Source organism: Microcoleus vaginatus FACHB-2002 (genome assembly GCF_040004035.1).
Classification (GTDB): domain Bacteria; phylum Cyanobacteriota; class Cyanobacteriia; order Cyanobacteriales; family Microcoleaceae; genus Microcoleus; species Microcoleus vaginatus_C.
Genome location: NZ_JAMPLN010000035.1, coordinates 40116 through 58953 on the forward strand (window position 1 = coordinate 40116; position 18838 = coordinate 58953).

The following is an 18838-nucleotide window of genomic DNA, read 5'->3' on the forward strand; positions in this document are numbered from 1 at the left end:
ATTAAACCCGATCGCACATCACAACTTCAAACACACCCCCCGGAATAAACCGACACAAAGCCCTCCGCCGATCGTCCGCATCTTGGCGGTTGACAAAACGCGCAATTGTATAGTGCTCAGCATTCGGTAAAATTCGGACGATCGCCCAAGAATTGCGATCGCCCCCCTTTGACTTTTCAGGTGTTTTCGAGATCGAATTTGAGTTGAGTTCGATCGCGGGGCGATCGGCGATCGTCGGAGAATTTGCTTTTCTGAGAGTGTTGAGGTAGCGGGCGATCGTACTTCCTTTGAGATTCGCCCCGACGCGCAGAATCAGAAACACCGCAAAGCTTTCGATCTCTGGCCCAGTCATGCGCGCGCGATCGGCATCAAAATCCTCATCAGAGTAGCTGCGGATACCCGACAGCAGTTGCGTGATGCCAAAATCATTCAAAGCTTGTTGATAGCCGCGGTTATATTCGCTGCCGTCGCTCACAGGCTTTACCATAGTAATAGTCTCCTTTTATGTGGATTGTCTCCTTGTATTTGGGGAACCATCAGCCAGCGCGGGCCCTGCAAAAGTTCAGCGCTGGCTTTTGACTCTCTAACAGTATAGCGCACAATGCAGCATAATGCAACATAATGCTGCATTATCGACAAGATTGTCTAAAATACTGGACAATGACGATCGGCTTAAATAAGAAACAATTAACCTCTAATGTCTAAACGCATATCAACCTCGATAGGAGAAGGAATCTATGACCTACTTCAAGAGTGGGCAAATGAGGAACGCCGTTCAATCAGTGGCTTGTCAGCATTCATTTTGGAACAAGCGGTGAGAGAACGCCAAAAACAAATGCAAAAACAGTCCCCACCATCCGATGAGAAACAAGATAAAACTTGAGGGCAGTTTGTGCCATCGATCTTTTACTCCGTTCCCGGTAGAAGATTATCTACTTCTTCCTTCTTCTTCCCTCTTCTTCCTTCGTGTCCTACCCTACGGGAACGGCTTCGCCGAACGCGTCTTCGCGGTTCAATAATACTAAATGAAATTTATCGGAATAGACTTAGGTTGGAGTTCAGGAGCCAGCGGTTTGTGCTGTTTGAAGTGGCAAAATAACCAATTAGAATTAATAGACTGCGATCGCCCCCACTAGCCAAACTAAAGCATTTGGACATAAAGCCAGAGGTTTGAAGCATACATTTTCGCCCCTCTGCCTACCCCCTACATCTCTCGCCCAAACATCACATCACCCATTTCCTGCGGGTATCCGCACAGTGAAAATAGACCCTTTCCCCTCTTGGCTTTCTACCAAAATTTCCCCGCCCATCATCTGACAGTAGTAGCGGCTAAGTGTCAGCCCCAATCCGGCGCCGTCGTAAGGTCGCGTTGATGAACAGTCAGCTTGCACAAAAGCTTCAAACAATTTGTGCTGTTGTTCTTCCGACATTCCAATTCCGGTATCCTTCACCGAGAAGCAAATCCAATCCGACTCTTCAACATTCAGCAGCGGACAAGCGATCGCCGCAGAATGAGTTTCATCCGCAGGCATTGAATCGTCAATCGCAGATCGTCGATCTGCTGTATTCAATTTGCCACTGCCTTCAATCCGCCTGACACTCAGTCTCACTCTGCCGTTTTTGGTGAACTTAGCAGCATTACTCAGCAGGTGCATCAAAACCTGCCGCACTTTTTTGAAATCTGCGTGCATTATGCCCACAGTTCGATCGCACTCAATCTCCAAAACATTGCCATTTTTCTCTAGCAACGGTTTCGCGGCACTCGCCACATTATCAACCAGGGATTCGATGTCAAACTCCTGGATTTCGAGTTTCATACCCCCCGCTTCAATTTTTGACAAATCGAGGATATCGTTAATCAAAGATAGCAGGTGCGTACCCGCCTTCTGAATCTTGTGCAAGTCGGGTACAAACTCATCAAATCCCGCATCCTGGGCATCTTCTGAAAGTAGTTGACTGTAGCCGATAATCGCATTTAAAGGCGTCCGCAATTCGTGGCTCATATTTGCTAAAAACTGGCTTTTAGCAGTGTTAGCGGTGACTGCCGCTTCCTTAGCTTGTTTTAATTCTTTAGTATGTTGGGAAACTCGCTCGATTAAGTGATTGAGAGAGACAGCCAGAGAGCCTATTTCGCCTTGTGCCGTGACGGGAGCTCGCAAGTCAAAATTAGACTCAGCGGCTACTTGTTGTGCCACCTGAGTGACGCTGATCACAGGCTTGGCGATCGCCCGACTCGTCCGATAAGCCACCATTCCAGCCACCACTACCGACAGCAGCATACTAATAATAATTATGGCTTTTTCCATTCCTTGGGCGTCTTCCATCGCTTCACCGCCTTGGCCCTCTTGGTGCTGGGCAATATCGAGGATTTTGCTCAATTCCTCAAGGCTGCTGTTGAGCTGTTTTACACCTTCTCCGCTTTCGATGGCGAGCAATTTTCTAGCCGACTCTATCTCCCCAGGCGATAGTTGCGATTGCTGGATATTCTGCAAAGTTGACTGGAGAGTATCGGCGTATGCTTCTAATTTTTTTGTGCAATCTTGCAGTAAAAACTTAAGAACTTCCGGTTTTGCTGCCAGCCAAGCAGGTTTGCTGTCGGCAAACTTTTCTATACGCAACCGCAGATTTTTTGCCTTAACAATACTCTGAAACAACTGCTCTTCTTGCTGTTTTAGCTTGACCGAATTATCTACAAAAGAATCGAGCTGTGAACCCTGCAATTGGGCCGCCAGCGCTGCATCTTTAAAATTGCCCAGCAATTGCGCTTGTAGGTGAGCATCATTGAGTTGCTTTAATCCTTGTCCTTGGTAGTAATCGGCAATCACCAGTCCGCTCAGCGAGCCAAAAAAGCCGATTCCTATGGCCAGCAAATATCCGTAGCCAATTTTTTGATGGATAGGCAAACCGCCAATTTTGGATGGCAAACTTTGGCTGACTTTTAAGAATATTTTTTCTACAAAATCATGATGGGATTTTTTTTTGTTCACGGTGTCTACAGAAGCCACTTCTCCGGAAATAAAAACTGGTATCTGTTCACCTAAATTGGTAGTTTTTGAGTTAACCTTTCGCGTTTTCACGTCTTGTTTCGGCGGGTTAAATGGTTCTAAGTCTGGATTGAAATCCCCCTGGTCTTCCCAAACGGCAACCGACAAACTTGCTTCGTGTCCTGTTTTTTTTAGCAAGTTAATTTTTGACATATGCAACCGCTGTCTTCTGTTAAAATCTACCACGCTCTTAATTTCTCCAAACGGAAAAGCTTGTCTATTTGACCGTAAACATCTGCGAAAAAGCATCTGAAACTCTTGTCGAGTCAGAGGAGAAACTTAAATTCGGTTGATGTCTAAGAGATAATTAGGCTGTCGATCACTGTTGCCAAATTACTTTTTCGACTCGTAAAAGTCTGCAGCAGGCAAAAAAAATAAAAATTTATCCCCGCAGTGAATTATCCCTGCGTGGAATGTTACAGGCAGAAAATTCTCTCTGACCTGTTTTGCCTGTGAGTAGCCCAAAGCTGATATTGTCTGTTGACAATGCACCCGATTCCTTCGCTTTGGGCTTTGGCTGCCAGCAATGCGACGATTGCTTGACGGTTTTTGTTGAGCATCCGACAACTTCTTAGCACAGAATGTCACAAATGCAGCAGCCGATCGAACTTTTTGCACCCTGGCGATCGACTTTTGGCATCGTTGCCCCGCAAAGACAAGTCTGAGGTGAAGTGTCGTTAGTTGAGTATAACTGTAGGGCTTGCGAAAAGAAACCCGGTTTCTGCAGGTCAACTGTTGGCGATTGCGAGTTCTGGAGTTGCGGTGGTCAATTCGATCGCCATTGCTAGCTTACCGTCTCTACCCAAAGCTTCATCGGCCAAGTGTACCATCCAGCGATTCGGCTTGGCTTGGGGTCTGGCGGCAAGCACAACCGCCCAAGCTTCCCGTTCTTTGCCACGACCCAACAGCGCAGCACAAACAATCAAAGCTGTGGCCGTTGAACGGCTGATCCCACTTTGGCAGCAGATCAGCAAACTGCCTCCCTGCGACGACATTTTGAGGGCGAAGTCAATAATTTTCAGTACATCCTCAAGGCTAGGCAAGATTTGATCGGGGTCGTCAACGGGAGTGTCGAGGTCGTTAAACTCCAGGCACATTCGGTTTGGGATTTGATCAAAAGTTTTGGGTTCGGGCACACCCGGACTGCCGATCGAGATCAGGTATTTAATCTCGCGTCGGGCAGGGCGTTCAACAATGTATTGGCTGGCTTCTACTTGCGAAGCAATCAAAATTTCCGGCAGTTTTTCATCCGAGAAATCTGCAGAGACTGAGGACTCAAAATCAACTGTTTCTGCCTCATTCCTGACATCCGCCAAGTATTGGGCTGCCAGGGCACGAACGTCAGCAAATTCGCGATTTAAAGCTGTTTCCAGAGCCAATATAGCAGCCGTTGAGCCAATTTGACCGAGGGATTTAACAGCCTTTTGGCGCACTCCAGAATTTTCGTCCTCTAGCAGCCGCACCAAACCTGCAACAGCTTCCTCTGTCCCAATTGCCCCCAAAGCAGCAGCAACTCTCCACCGCACATAAGATTCGCTGTCGCCAATTGCGCTCGCCAGTCCCGCGACCACCATTTTTTGCAATTTCGCATCTCCCTCTGTATTGATGTTCCCAAGGGCAACCGCCGCCCTGCCGCGCACGAAAATATCTCGATCCGAGAGCGATCGCATTACGGCCACCATAGCCACCTCGCTGCTGATTTCCCCCAAGGCAGAAACGGCACTGCCGCGCACGTCTGAGTCGTCATGGTTGAGGGCTTCCACCAGCCCCGCCACAGCCGTTTCCGTGCCAATTTGTCCCAATGCCTCGGCGGCCCTCAAAGAAACTGCATAGGAGTCTGGATCGTCGTGAAGCAATTCTACTAAGCCGGGTACTGCCTCACAATCGCCGATTTTCCCCAAAGCCGCCGCAGCCCTAGCGCGGACGATGTGATTTTCGTCTCTGAGGGCATTCAGCAGGCCGGAAACTACCTCAGAGACGCCGATTTTTCCACAGTTGACGGCCGCCCGCCAGCGCACCTCGGAGTCTTGGTGTTTGAGGGCTTTCAGCAGCGCGGGGACGGCTGTTTTCCGGTTAATTTTGCCCAAGGCCCAAACAGCCCAGGCGCGCACCCTAGACTCTGGGTGTTTGATGGCTTTGAGCAGTGCTACGGCGGCTGGTTTCGAGTCAATTTCTCCTAAAGCCCAAGCAGCCCAAGCTTGGATTTGGGAATCTTTGGATTCGAGCGATCGGGCTAATTCAATTACTGCTGCTTCGGAGCCGATTTTGCCGATCGCTCGAATCCCCTCCAGGCGCACTGCACTTTCTTTGTGGTTCAATGCGGCCACCAGCATGGGAATTGCCATATCCGAACTTGTTAGGGCCAGCAGTCGAATTTTGAGCAGCGGTGAAGTGGGGATTTTGTCGATTAATTTTATTGTGGCTATTTGAAATTCTGGCTTTACCGTTCCTGCTAGCTTGGAGCCGAGTTTTAAATTTACTTTTAGAGCTAATTTTACTGCCCGCAAAGCCAGACTTTGCTGTTCTACTTGCGGCAATATAGTCGCCAAGGTGTGCATCCCTTGTTTTTGTTTCAAATATTTTTGATGGAATTGAGCATCGCTGAGCTCGGGTAGCTGTTGGATGAGGCTTGCTGCTGAGGTCACTGATTTATCCTAATATTTTGGCGAGCGGTTGAGATTGCTCTTTTAAACTGTCTTTAAAAAATATGGCGTCTACAAAACGCTACTTCTAAAAAAAAGCTTGCACCCACTTCTAAAATATGTCTTCTTCCACTATTTTTGCAACTCCCCAATTATTAATTATCGGGTTTGTTTGGGCGATCACCTTGACAATTGGACAATTGGTTGCGCTTGCTGCTTGGCCTTGCTGGGTTTTGAGATAGCCTAGCTCTGCTATATCATTTTATACTCACATCTTGCACCATTGTCAGGAACAGGCAAGATGCCTGTTCCACAAGAAATTTCACCCTTTGTGGAACAGGCATCTTGCCTGTTAATCACAGCTTATTGAGAATGGTGCAACATCTTATTTTATACCAACTGGGTTTGAAATAGCGATCGACGCGGTTGACCGAAAGCATCCAGGATACATGCCCCCGGATTCATTCCAACGCGCAGACTCAGGACCGAGAAATAAAAAACCTGTATCCGATGAAACTTGCCCCCCGAATTTATCCGTGGGGTCAATACTTCAATTCTTTAATCTAAAATCTAAAATCGATTGACCGCAGCCAACTGGAAACAGCTTGATTGCGGGACAATCTCTCAACGAGCATAGGGTCCTTTTTTCAAAACCTTAGCCAAAGCGTTATCGTTATCTCGCAAACCTTCGTAAAAAAACATCACTTCTCCTTGAATGCCGCAAGAGCGGTTGTAAGCAATTACTTGCAACAAAAGTTCGGGAGTTATGCTATATTTGCTGCCTCTATTCGTCAACAAAATACCGGGCGACACGCACTTTACTTGCTGCCCGCTAAGCTGTCCCGACATCATTTTATCGACCAATTGTTTGTAAGCATTAAAATCGCGACGATAAAACTGCGGGTGAAGCAGATCCACTAAATTTTTGTCAACCCAAGCTTTAGAATCTTGCAAATATTCCACCAGCCCCCAGTCATAAGGACTTGGCGACATTGATAGCAACAAATCAGGATTAATAGCTTTCACTTCTCGGTATAAACGAGCTACAAACTCAGTAATAATATTAGCACGCCACTGTAGCCAATGTTGTTCTTTACAATCCGACGGCGCTGCTTTACCGCACTCTTCTAGATAGCGTTTAACCGTTTTTTCATCGTAACCGCCTTCTACCGGAAACGCAATGCGATCGTCTCCTTGAACGCCGTCTACCGGATAATTCTTAGCAACTTCCAGCATCAAACCCAGCACAAAGTCTTGCACTTCCGGGTCAAGAGAATTCATCCAGTCAAAGTTATTTTTCTTAAGTAAATTGCCGCTGACATCACGGGCGGTCCACTCAGGTTTTTTCGCCAGCAAATGACCGCCCTTGCGATTGTAAGAACTCACAAATCCGTATTCAAAACAAGGAATCACTTTTAAACCCGCTCTCTTGGCCTCAACACATATTTCTGCTAAGGGGTCGCGACCTTGATAGCGCGAGTCAATTTCCACCCCAAATTTTTCTCGCATAATTTGAGAAGGATAAGCCGTATAACCCTGGCTCCAAATTATAGGAAAAACGGTATTAAATCCCGTATCGGCGAGAAAGTCCATTGCCTCAGCAATTCGCTCTTTTGATGTGAGAACTTTGGAGTCTGTGCTGGTTATCCAAACGCCGCGAATTCCACCAGGATTGTTAGTCGCAAACGAACTTGGCAGCGTTGCTGGATTTGGTGCAGAAAATCCAGTCGTCGCCAACCGCTGTTGGAGGGAAGAGGCAAAATTACGAATTGCTGATTGGAAAGGTGTGAAAAATCCCATTTATTTATTTAATCTTTTTTTGTGTAAGATGGGCACTGCACCCGCTACGTTATTGATTGGTAGCACCCGGTATTATTTATGGATAAGATGCGCCGAAGAAGCGCCTATATTATTTATTGATAAGGTGCGGATTACGCACCCTACATTCATTGGAAGCACCCGATATTATTTATGGATAAGGTGCGCGGCGCGCACCCCAAAATCGTACTATCCAGCTACTCCTGACAACTTCTGGCTCAAAGCTTCTTTCAAAAGTTCCGCCTTATCAGTTTCCTCCCAAGGCAAATCTAAATCAGTGCGTCCGAAGTGACCGTAAGCCGCCACATCTTGATAGAAACGGCCGCCTCTTTCAGCAGGCAAATTCTGCAAGTTAAATGCCTGAATGATTCCCGCAGGACGCAGTTCAAAATGCTGCTTCACAACTTCCAAAAGGCGATCGTCATCAACTTTCCCAGTGCCAAAAGTTTCGATCATCATGCTAACAGGCCGCGCAACGCCGATCGCATAACTCAACTGCACTTCGCACTTTTCGGCCAAACCAGCCGCCACGATATTTTTAGCAACGTAGCGACAAGCATAAGCCGCGCTGCGGTCTACCTTGGTGGGGTCTTTCCCAGAAAAAGCACCGCCGCCGTGGCGGGAATAGCCGCCATAAGTATCCACAATAATTTTGCGGCCCGTCAAACCCGAATCTCCTTGAGGCCCGCCGACCACAAATTTGCCGGTGGGGTTGACAAGGAAGCGAGTTTCTGCATCCGGCTTCACGCTAATATCGGCAAACACGGGTTGGACGATAGCAGTCCAAAGGTCTTCTTTGATTTTGGCTTGAACTGCGGCTGTGTCTGTGATGTCGCCGATCGTTTCGGTGTGCTGCGTAGAAATTAAAATTGTATCTATGCCAACAGGTTTGCCGTCCTCATAGATGACTGTAACTTGGCTTTTGCCGTCGGGACGCAGGTAAGATAACTGACCGGTTTTGCGGACTGCTGCCAGTTGACGGCAAATCCGGTGCGCTAAACTGATCGGCAGAGGCATCATTTCCGGCGTTTCGTTGCAAGCAAAACCGAACATCAAACCTTGGTCGCCAGCGCCGATGGCGTCCAATTCCTCTTCACTCGATTGTTCCCGGCTTTCGTGGGCTGTGTTCACCCCTTGAGCAATATCGGGAGACTGAGAATCAAGAGCCACCAACACTGAGCAACTATTGGCAGAAAAGCCGTTGTCAGCGTGGATGTAGCCAATATCGGCTATTTTTTTCCGGGCTAATTCTATGTAATTTACCTGAGCTTTAGTGGTAATTTCGCCAGTCAGCAGCATTAAGCCGGTGTTGACGACAACTTCGGCTGCGACGCGGCTTTTGGGGTCTTCAGTCAGTAAGGCATCTAAAATCGTATCTGAAATTTGATCGCAGATTTTATCGGGATGGCCTTCAGTGACCGATTCAGAGGTAAACAGGTAGCGGCGTGACAATGATTATTTCTCCTTTGATGGGGACTCTTCCTGCACGACATCTACGGCCGACGAGTTATTTTTCCGGTAAAGAGCCAAGAATGATCGCGTCTGGGCTACCGTCGAATTTTTGTCGGTCGGGAGAAGTGTTGAAGCAGGGTTTGAGATTGGGTAAAGTGACACTACTATAGCAAAGTCAGTTCCGGGAAGTCCCTAAAAACTTAGATTTTTTAGGATTGTCGATCGATCTTGGACACCGCTCGTCTAGCTCATAACCTGACAAAGGTAAGATACAGTCAGGGTATCGCCTTGTGCAATGACTATGGCAGGACGCCAAAAATCACCAAACTTGATCCAAACAGTTGCCGACCTAGATTTTCCCGGCGGCCCCATACCGCTTGACTCTCCATTTTATATTGAGCGCTCAGGGGCCGAAGCCTTGGTCTGTGCAGAAATTAGCAAACCCGGAGGCCTTGTTCGCATTAAAGCTCCCAGAAAGATGGGCAAAAGTTCGCTGATGCTGCGGATAATTGACGCGGCAGTCGATCGTGGATACCGCACAGTAACTTTAGACTTTCAGCAAGCCGACACAGCGGTTTTTGCTAGTTTACATAATTTTTTGCGCTGGCTTTGTGTCAATGTCGCTCGGCAACTCAAACTCGAACCAAATATTGATGAATTTTGGGATGAAGATATGGGCAGCAAGGTAAGCTGCACTATTTACTTTGAAAACTATTTACTCGAACAAATTGACAGTCCTATTGTATTGGTGATCAACGAAATAAATAGAGTATTTGAACGCACCAATATTGCTCAAGATTTTCTGTCGGTGATCCGTTTTTGGTACGAACAATCTCGCGCTAGCAAAACTTGGGAAAAACTCCGCATCGTTGTCATTCATTCGACAGAAAATTATATTGCTTTGAATGTTAATCAATCTCCATTTAATGTAGGAATGCCGATTAAACTCTCAGAATTTACTGTTGAACAAGTCCAAGATTTGGCGTGCAGATACGGACTAAACTGGAGCGATCGCGATCCGATAGAGCAATTAATGAACATGGTAGGCGGGCATCCTTATTTAGTGCATTTAGCGCTGTATCACCTGGCAATTTTGCAACAAAACCGCCTGTCCGTCGATCGGGATGAGCCTGGGGAGGAACTGGGGCGAGCCGAGTTGGCAGAACTGTTAACAGCAGCTCCTACTCACAGCGGAATTTATAGCGACTACTTGCAAAATCAGTCGATCGCCATTCAACAGCACCCAGAACTCGCCTCCGCATTCCAACAAGTTGTCGATGCTAAAAAGAGCATTCATCTCGAACCTTTGATGGCTTATCAGTTAGAGAGCATGGGACTGGTCAAATTAGAGGGAAATAACTGTAGTTTGTCTTGCGAATTATATCGCCTGTATTTTCAAGGGCAAAATTTGTGCCAGGACAAGTTGTCCGTGGTTCGTTTTGAGGAGTTGCAGCAAGAAAATCAAAGGCTGCAAGCTTTGGTGAATGTGGACGAACTTACTCAAATTGGTAACAGAAGGCATTTTGATAGTTGCTTGCGAACCGAATGGGAACACATGGCTCGCGAGGGGTCTCCGATATCTTTAATTCTGTGCGACCTCGATTATTTCAAAATATATAATGATACCTACGGACATCAAGCTGGAGATGATTGTTTGCGATCGGTAGCTCAGACAATTCGCCGATCGCTCCAGCGTCCTGCTGATGTAGCTGCTCGCTATGGTGGCGAGGAATTTGCTGTGATTTTACCTGAAACTGATGCGTCGGCGGCTGTGGTTGTTGCCGAAGAAATTAGAGCGAAAGTGAAAGCTTTGAATATTGTTTTCAACCCCCAGAGTCTTGACGGCCTGCCTAATTCTGTGGTAACGATTAGTTTGGGAATTGCCAGCGTTGTTCCGAGCGAGGAAAATGATGCGGTAACGCTCCTACTGGCGGCTGATGAGGCTCTTTATGACTCGAAAAGGCAGGGGCGCGATCGCCTCACTATGAGTACGCTTTTAAATTTTCGATTGGCTGCTGTTAATTAGGTAATTTGGGGAAAATATAATTCGTTTTTACACATACAAAGTCCGCCCGCGCGGACTCTGAAAAAAACGATACTTAAGAACTGGATTTGATGTTAATAGCGGGGGACGCTGCGATCGACAACCATTGAGTAAGCATCAATGCCGCCAACGACATTTTTAACGTTGGTAAATCCTCGCTCGGTTAACCAATGGCACATTTGAGCCGATCGCACTCCGTGATGGCACAGAACTAAGGTTTCTTTGTCCCGATCGAGTCTAGCGTCAATTTCACCAGACCATTCGGCAAACTCGCTCAGCGGAAAAGCTACAAATCCCGGCAGCGCCGCGAGTTCAATTTCGTAAGGTTCCCGCACGTCTACAAGCTGCAATTTCTCAGCATTGGTTTCTGCTAATTGGCGAGCTAATTCTTCGACTGTAATTTGAGCAAAAATTTCTGACATTTGATTAGGAAAAAGTAGTCATAGTCATGAATCAGTCAACCGTCAACAGTCAACTGTTAACAGTCAACTGTTAACAGTGATTAATTGAGGGGCGCAGGCGGTGGAATTAGCTCCACAGGAGGGGTAGGTGCAGGGCGCCCGTCCAACTGGCTCAGGCTGTCCGTGGGGTCAAGACAAGTGGCGATTAAGCGGTCAGTGGGAAAGTCGAGCCTGCCGCTCAAACCGACTACGCATTCAGCAAACTGTTGTGGCAATAAGCTGCGGCGGCATCCATCGAGCACTAACAGGGGAGCAGCAGGTTGAGTTCGACTTTTGCCGTTAATATTCACTACGCAAGTAGCCAATTCGTTGGGACGCCTCACCCGCCGACAGCTAGAGAGTGCTTCGACACCAGAAATATTGGTTTTGCGGTTGATTTGGAGGGCGCATCTAGATATGTCGCGGGGGCGGAGGGCGTCAGCACAAGCGGCGGCGGCGGCCTCTGCTCCCACTCCGGCTTCGATTAGTTCCAGGGCGCAGACGCGATAGGGATTCCTAGAGCGAGGGATTCTAATAGTGATGGCTGAGGCTGGTGAGATTGGCAGTGCTGTGGCTAACAAACCCAGTGCTGCTAGCTGCGTGCCGAGAGCCAAAATCCAGCGCGCCGTAGGGCTTGAGCCTGTCGATGCTGGTTTTGGGGAAGAAGTGCGGGAAAAATTGCGGTTGTGCATGGCAGATCGAGTAGTGAGTTTTTTTGGCTGATTGGGGCGATCGAGCGATCGGCTTTTCCTTCAGAATTTACCGCACATTATGGATCGCCCTCCGGTCGATCGTTTTTTTATCGATCTTTGTTGGAATTTTGGCCGTTACCAACATATAATATAGAGTCTGCATAAAATTGCATACAGATATTAGAGAGGAAAATAAATGTCTCGATATCGAGGCCCCCGATTGAGAATCGTCCGTCGCCTGAAAGAGTTGCCGGGTCTAACCCGCAAAACCCCCAGACGAGATTATCCGCCTGGACAGCACGGTCAAAACCGCAAAAAGCTCTCTGAGTACGCGGTTCGTTTGCAAGAAAAGCAAAAACTCCGTTTCAATTACGGTGTGACGGAACGCCAACTGCTCCGTTACGTCCGCAAAGCCCGCCGTGTCACGGGCTCCACAGGTCAAGTGTTACTGCAATTTTTGGAAATGCGCTTGGACAATACTGTGTTTCGGATGGGAATGGCTCCAACCATTCCGTCCGCTAGACAATTGGTAAATCACGGTCACATAACTGTCAATGACCGTGAAGTCAATATCGCCAGCTATCAGTGCAAGCCTGGTGATGTGGTTGCGGTGAAAAATAGAGAGCGCTCGCGCACAATGGTAGAAGCTAATCTCAAAGACCCAGGCTTGGCTCACTTGCCAAATCACTTGGAATTTGATAAGCAAAAACTGGTTGGCAAAGTTAATGGCGTTATCGAACGCGAGTGGATTGCTCTACAGATTAACGAACTGCTAGTGGTGGAATACTACTCACGGCAAGCTTAATTTATTAGTCATCAGTCGTTGGTCATTAGTCATCAGTTGGTTGCTAGCAGAATAATTAATAATTGGGTACGAACCCAGTTATTGATTAATTGCTACTGAATAATGAGGACTAAGGACTGAGGACTAAGAATTCATAATTTTCAACACTCCCACCCCCTAAAAAGGGATGGGATTTTTTGAAGGTTTCGCTTCAAATACCCCTAAGCTTTTCTGCTATTTTCTTGAATTTTTTAACGGTACTTAAACAATAAACCTCTTGCAAAAGTTTGGACGCGATAATTTTTAGGAAAATGCCAACTGTACCGTTCAGGGGGCAACAAGCGCCTCCAAAGCAAAAGCATTACAATACAGTGAAGTTAAGCTTCGGAGTTTGACTCTGAATAGGTTAATTTTTTTAAACTTTTGTAACAATTGCCAATATAGTCCTACAGCAGTTGGGTATCTAATCTATAGTCGGGATGTGGAGGTTATAAGGACTATGAAATACATTAAGTTTCAAAGAATTGCTCTAACCGCGGCTCTGATCGGTGCGACCACAGCCGGTTTTAACAGCACAGTTATGGCACAGCAGGCGTTAGAGTCCACAAAGACTCTTACTGGGAGAATTGATGATTCATCACCTCTTTTTCTTATTTCTGGTAAATCTCATCCTGGAATAGAGCACACCTTTCAAGCTGTAGCAGGTGATAATATTCAAATCACAGCTGTGAGCGAGCAAGGCTCTGCAATTGATATTGTTTTAATGGTGTATCCGCCCAATCAGACACCTATAGGTCCTCTTAATCTAGACTTAAATGGAGGTACAAAGGAAGTTTTTTCGGAAAACTCTATTGATACTGGAGGGAAGTGGAAAGTTCGTGTAGTTTCTAATAACGATCTACCTGGAAACTACAGCATCACGCTTCTTGTTAAACGCAATGGTGGTGTGGTTGAACCCCAAGACAAGTTGTCTGATGCGGATCAGCTGATGAAAAAACTCGGCTTAACCTCAACAGCTTGCAGTTCTCCTGCTGTCGTCGCAGTCATTGACATTGGAGGTGAAAAAAGATGTACAAGGGGTTGGGATGCGGGAGAGTGGGTTTACAATGCAGAGAAAAATGAGCTAATCCCTAAAAATCCTGCCGATCCCTATATTGCAACGATCAATAGTTGGGGAGCAACTCGTGTCGATTGTAATGCAGGGACTGCTGTGGTTAGGATTGCTTTTGAAACGGACAAAGTTTACTGTATTGTACCGAGATCAGGAGTACCGGCTGGGAACTACACCTACGATCGCACAACGGGAGAGATTTTCCCCCTGAATGCTGATCCCACAACCCGTACCACTCCTGGGTCAGTCAATACACCGCCTGACGACGGACCACTATACTGAGTGGTTGTTACAAGCCGTAACAAGTTGCGGATTAATTGATAGTAACAACTCGATGACCTGGGTGCTTTTATTCTATGCTTTCGCTTATTTTATTAGGAAAAAAACATCATGAAATCTCAATCGCTCGCTTCCCTTTCATGTTTAGCAATGGCTGTCGCAGGTATGGTGACGTTAACCAGTGAAGCCCAAGCTCAACGAATTAGTCCTACTCCTGGTGGCGGCGGCAGCATCCCAGTAGGGCCTACTCGTCCAATCTCACCTCCAGTTCGACCCCCAGCAATGACAACTGTTCGTTGTGCAGGTAGAGTAACAGTCGCTGAAAAGAATGGCAGACAATCACCCGTTATTACATGGACTACAAATTACTTTGGAGATACATATTCTCCTGAAACCCGCTGCCAAATGGTTTCCCCTAAATTGCACAATGCAGTCATGGCGAATGGAGGAAGTTTTGCAGGAGTACGTTTTCATACTGGAGTTGTCAACGAGGAGCTGGTGGTTTGTGTTCTAGGGAGCGGTCAATCTGGGTGCAACTCCGGCAATGTGTTGTTTACCCTCAAGCCAGAAAATCGACCTCGCGTTGGACAAATTCTGCAAGAGTTAACGAATTTTTCACTATCAGGATCGAGTAATATTACGGAAAAGAGTGGTGAGGGAATACAAGTGGATATGAGTGATTTAGAGCAGGAATTAGGAACTTCCGACCCGTCCTCTGCACCTGATGAGTCTCCATCTCAACCTGCTCCCAACGAGCCGGTCTTCTAATCTCTTATCGTAATCAATCCCCAAAAATTAACCAGAAAGAATCTTTTGTAGGGGCTGTCCTGTAGAGGCATCCCCTACTCTTTTAAACTTGATATTGATTGCCTCACAATGGAGCTATTATCTACCTTAATTGGGTTACACTTATTCGCTATTAGTCCTGTATTACGGGAATTGTCAAGGGGTTGGGGGATTCCATTTCCAACTCATCCCCAGAGTTCAATCCTTAATACCGCAACCGTTCTACCCTCCCAAACACTAACTTCCCGTTTACCCGCAGTCGGGGTAGCAGTTCCTGAAATTGCTAGACAAGCTACCGTTAGAATCCTAACAGAACCCGGTTTAGGATCGGGTGTAATTATCGATCGCCAAGGACAAACCTATACAGTATTGACTTGCTATCATGTTGTGGAGAATAGCTATTACAACCAATACACGGTTCTTACCTCAGACGGTCAATCCTATCACGCTGAATGGCGGCGGTCTGTTCAGTTCGCAAACTTAGATTTAGCCTTAGTTCAGTTTACCAGTAACCAATCTTATCGAGTCGCTACCATAGATTTACAACCCCTTGCACTCGGAGAATTAGTTTATGCCTCTGGATTCCCGAATTGGTATTGGCCTAACCAAAATTCACCTTTAAGTACAAAGGATTGGGGAAATAAAGCTTACCGTTTAACGGTGGGAAAGGTGGGAATGTTATTGAAGCGAACGCTTCCCCAAGGATACCAACTCGGTTACACCAATGAAGTTGAAAACGGCATGAGTGGAGGGCCAGTTTTCAATCAATATGGTCGATTAATTGGCATTAATGGCCGCCTTAAGTATCCGTTTCAAGGAATTGATGCGTTTAAATTTGAGGATGGAACAGTTCCTTCAGAAGAGTTATTTCAACAAATGGAAGCCTTAAGTTGGGCGATTCCCATTTCGCGGTTTCAGAAACCTAAAACTCCTCCGGCTTCAGAAACATTATTTTAGAAATCTGAGTAAGAGTTTTTATACAATTAGAATTGATGATATTAACAATTATGATTCTATCCCGTCGAGGGTCTAGCATTTTATCGATGTTTTTAGCGTTAATTACAGCGCTAGGCTTAATTCTATTAAGTTCACCTTCTCAAGCAATTATGCCCGATGATATCGATGCGATGTCTTCCCAAACCACAGTTTTAATTGGGAGATCTCTGAAAATCGGTGATGGAAAGCGAGAAACATTTGATCCCGGTTCTGGTGTGATTGTTGCCCGCAGTGGTAATATTTATTATGCAGTCACCAATACCCACGTTGTTCAACAACCTAACAGTGAAGGTACTTGGGGAGTTGTGACCTGGGATGAAGAATTACATCTAGTTCGCGATGTTGGGGATAATATCATTCGATTTGGGAACTATCAGTCTGACGATTTACCCATCGGAGGATTTGACCTCGCCTTAGTCAAATTCACCAGTAATAAGGATTATCCAATTGCTGTTATGAGTAATAATTCTGAACAGATTCAAGTTAATGAGCCAGTTTATCTATCCGGTTGGCCTAGATCAGAAGATGGGAACCCTCGTATTGTGCGTGTTTTTAGTCCAGGTAAGTTAGTTAAAGTTGATGACACTCCCTTTTCAAATGGGGGGTATAACATTATGTATGATAACTGGACTAAAGGGGGGATGAGTGGCAGTTCAGTTTTTAATCAAAAGGGAGAAGTAATCGGGATTCATGCTGCTGGCAGAAAAAACGGCAATATTTACTGCATCGATCCGGAGTTAAATCTTAATAGTAGTTGTGGAATTCAAGCGGTTTATTTGATTAGTCAAATTGAATCTAAGCAGATTAGACTAACTTTTAATCCGCCACCGGTCAATCCTTCGGTAATTTCTAAAGGACGGGCCAATAAAGCTGAGGCAGATGTCATTGAGGATGTGTATAAAATATTTAATCGTGTAGAATCACAACTCAGAGATTGTCCAACCGGAGTCCTTATTGATGAATCTGGATGTGAAAGTTGGTAGTGGTAAAAAAGTAGCGATTTTGCCTTCTCGATTATTTTCTCTAAATCATTGAATCTTACTCAAAAAAAGATTCAATGACAAGCCCTTGAATTCTAACAACTCTCTACCAATCTCAAAAAAATGGACAACTTAACCTTACTTCCCAGCAATAACCTCATTTCAGCTTTAGATAGTAATAACAACAGCAGACTTGAGACAGGGGGATTAGCAACTTTAACGAATAACCTGAAGTTTGCTCAACAAATTAATAGTCCGGGTCCCGAACCTTTACCTACTTTTACTGGCCGTATTCAAGGAACAAAATTCACCAACGATCTCAATCGTAACGGAATTTTTGAGGCGGCAGAGGATCAACCTCAGCCGGGTGTTACCATATTTTTAGATCTGAATAACAATGGTCAACTCGATAGCGGAGAATTACAAACTCAAACAGATAGTTTAGGTGGTTATTCCTTCTCAAATTTACCCCCCGGCACCTATACTGTTCAAGAAATAGTTCCCGCAGGGTTCACTCGTGTTACTCCAGTTCAAGCTGTTACTGTTGCTAATCAGACCACTAACTTTGACATTCTTAATCGTCTGAATTTTGTACAGCCATTACCAATTTTCACTGGCCGTATTAGTGGAACAAAATTTAACGATCTCAATCTTAACGGAAGGCTTGAACCGGGAACCGATCAACCTCAGTCAGGTGTCACCCTATTTTTAGATCAGAATAACAACGCTCGACTGGATATTGGAGAATCACAAACTCAAACAGATAGTTTAGGTGGTTATTCCTTCTCAAATTTACCCCCCGCCACCTATACTGTTCAAGAAATAGTTCCCGCAGGGTTCACTCGTGTTACTCCAGTTCAAGCTGTTACTGTTGCTAATCAGACCACTAACTTTGACATTCTTAATATTGCACAAACACCACCAACTGTCACTGGTAGTATTAGTGGCAGGAAATTTAATGATATCAATGCTAACGGAATTCTTGACGTAGGAGAACCAGGAATTCCAGGATTTACTATTTACATCGATCTCAATACAAACAACATCTTTGATAGCAGTGAACCCTCAAGACTAACAGATGCCACAGGTTCCTATCAGTTCAATGACTTACAACCCGGTACTTACACACTTCGGGAAGTCCAACAACCGGGTTTTGTAGCCACTCAGGTTCCTGCTCCAGTTACAATTCCTCTTTCTACGAGTGCGACAGTTCCTAATTTCACAAATATCAACTTTGGAAATCGTCGTGACACTGGCAGTATTAGTGGCAGAAAATTTATTGATCTCAACAATGACCGGACTTTTACACCAGGAACCGATCAACCTCAGTCAGGTGTCACCCTATTTTTAGATATCAATAACAACGGTCGACTGGATATTGGAGAATCACCAACTCAAACAGATAATTTAGGTGGTTATTCCTTCTCGAATTTACCCCCCGCTACCTATACTGTTCAAGAAATAGTTCCCGCAGGGTTCACTCGTGTTACTCCAGTTCAAGCTGTTACTGTCGTTGCTAATCAGCCCACTAACTTTGACATTGCTAATGTTCGAGTACCACCACCAAATGTCACGGGCAGTATTAGTGGCAGAAAATTTATTGATCTCAACAATGACCGGACTTTTACACCAGGAACCGATCAACCTCAGTCAGGTGTCACCCTATTTTTAGATATCAATAACAACGGTCGACTGGATATTGGAGAATCACCAACTCAAACAGATAATTTAGGTGGTTATTCCTTCTCGAATTTACCCCCCGCTACCTAT

Annotated in this window: 15 protein-coding genes; 8 read left to right on the plus strand and 7 right to left on the minus strand. The window is 45.8% G+C overall.

Going from position 1 to position 18838, the window contains the following annotated elements; genetic code table 11:
• Position 1: 1 nt before the first annotated feature.
• Entirely contained in the window at positions 2-487 is a 486-nt protein-coding gene (locus NDI35_RS23645) for a hypothetical protein (protein WP_445314848.1), read from the minus strand.
• Positions 488-697: 210 nt separating this feature from the next.
• Here NDI35_RS23645 and NDI35_RS23650 point away from each other — a divergent pair, with 210 nt between their 5' ends.
• Complete coding sequence (locus tag NDI35_RS23650; RefSeq protein ID WP_006631933.1) at positions 698-883, plus strand: ribbon-helix-helix domain-containing protein; 186 nt, start codon at positions 698-700, stop codon at positions 881-883.
• 346 nt (positions 884-1229) lie between these two features.
• On the opposite strand, the gene NDI35_RS23655 is transcribed toward NDI35_RS23650, so the two are convergent.
• From NDI35_RS23655 to metK, 4 genes are all read right to left on the minus strand, one after another.
• A complete protein-coding gene (locus NDI35_RS23655) occupies positions 1230-3230 on the minus strand; it encodes a sensor histidine kinase (protein ID WP_445314849.1) in 2001 nt (666 codons plus the stop codon).
• A 542-nt stretch (positions 3231-3772) separates the two neighbouring features.
• Positions 3773-5689: a HEAT repeat domain-containing protein gene (locus tag NDI35_RS23660; RefSeq protein WP_445314850.1), complete on the minus strand. Its 1917-nt coding sequence runs from the start codon at positions 5687-5689 to the stop codon at positions 3773-3775.
• A 621-nt stretch (positions 5690-6310) separates the two neighbouring features.
• Positions 6311-7486 (minus strand): glycoside hydrolase family 10-like protein, encoded by a 1176-nt coding sequence (locus tag NDI35_RS23665; protein WP_445314851.1) that lies wholly within the window; start codon positions 7484-7486, stop codon positions 6311-6313.
• A 207-nt stretch (positions 7487-7693) separates the two neighbouring features.
• Positions 7694-8956 carry a methionine adenosyltransferase gene (gene metK, locus NDI35_RS23670; protein WP_190663141.1) on the minus strand — a complete coding sequence of 421 codons (1263 nt, stop codon included), beginning with the start codon at positions 8954-8956 and terminating at the stop codon, positions 7694-7696.
• A gap of 295 nt (positions 8957-9251) precedes the next feature.
• Between metK and NDI35_RS23675 the strand changes: the two genes are divergently transcribed.
• Positions 9252-10982, plus strand: coding sequence for an AAA-like domain-containing protein (locus tag NDI35_RS23675; protein WP_445314852.1), 1731 nt, complete (start codon positions 9252-9254; stop codon positions 10980-10982).
• Positions 10983-11074: 92 nt separating this feature from the next.
• Here the strand turns inward: NDI35_RS23675 and NDI35_RS23680 are convergent, their stop codons facing one another.
• A complete protein-coding gene (locus NDI35_RS23680) occupies positions 11075-11422 on the minus strand; it encodes a rhodanese-like domain-containing protein (RefSeq protein ID WP_445314853.1) in 348 nt (115 codons plus the stop codon).
• 80 nt (positions 11423-11502) lie between these two features.
• Complete coding sequence (locus NDI35_RS23685; RefSeq protein ID WP_445314854.1) at positions 11503-12132, minus strand: hypothetical protein; 630 nt, start codon at positions 12130-12132, stop codon at positions 11503-11505.
• 196 nt (positions 12133-12328) lie between these two features.
• On the opposite strand from NDI35_RS23685, the gene rpsD reads away from it, so the two are divergent.
• From rpsD to NDI35_RS23715, 6 genes are all read left to right on the plus strand, one after another.
• Positions 12329-12937, plus strand: coding sequence for a 30S ribosomal protein S4 (gene rpsD, locus NDI35_RS23690; RefSeq protein ID WP_172190738.1), 609 nt, complete (start codon positions 12329-12331; stop codon positions 12935-12937).
• A 478-nt stretch (positions 12938-13415) separates the two neighbouring features.
• Positions 13416-14309, plus strand: a complete 894-nt coding sequence (locus NDI35_RS23695) for a hypothetical protein (RefSeq protein ID WP_445314855.1) — start codon at positions 13416-13418, stop codon at positions 14307-14309.
• A gap of 108 nt (positions 14310-14417) precedes the next feature.
• Positions 14418-15074 carry a COP23 domain-containing protein gene (locus NDI35_RS23700; RefSeq protein ID WP_333324335.1) on the plus strand — a complete coding sequence of 219 codons (657 nt, stop codon included), beginning with the start codon at positions 14418-14420 and terminating at the stop codon, positions 15072-15074.
• 108 nt (positions 15075-15182) lie between these two features.
• Entirely contained in the window at positions 15183-16049 is an 867-nt protein-coding gene (locus NDI35_RS23705) for a S1 family peptidase (RefSeq protein WP_445314856.1), read from the plus strand.
• Between the two features lie 86 nt (positions 16050-16135).
• Positions 16136-17071: a S1 family peptidase gene (locus tag NDI35_RS23710; RefSeq protein ID WP_445314857.1), complete on the plus strand. Its 936-nt coding sequence runs from the start codon at positions 16136-16138 to the stop codon at positions 17069-17071.
• A 120-nt stretch (positions 17072-17191) separates the two neighbouring features.
• Positions 17192-18838, plus strand: a 1647-nt coding sequence (locus NDI35_RS23715) for an MSCRAMM family protein (protein ID WP_445314858.1), incomplete at its 3' end; no start/stop codon positions are given.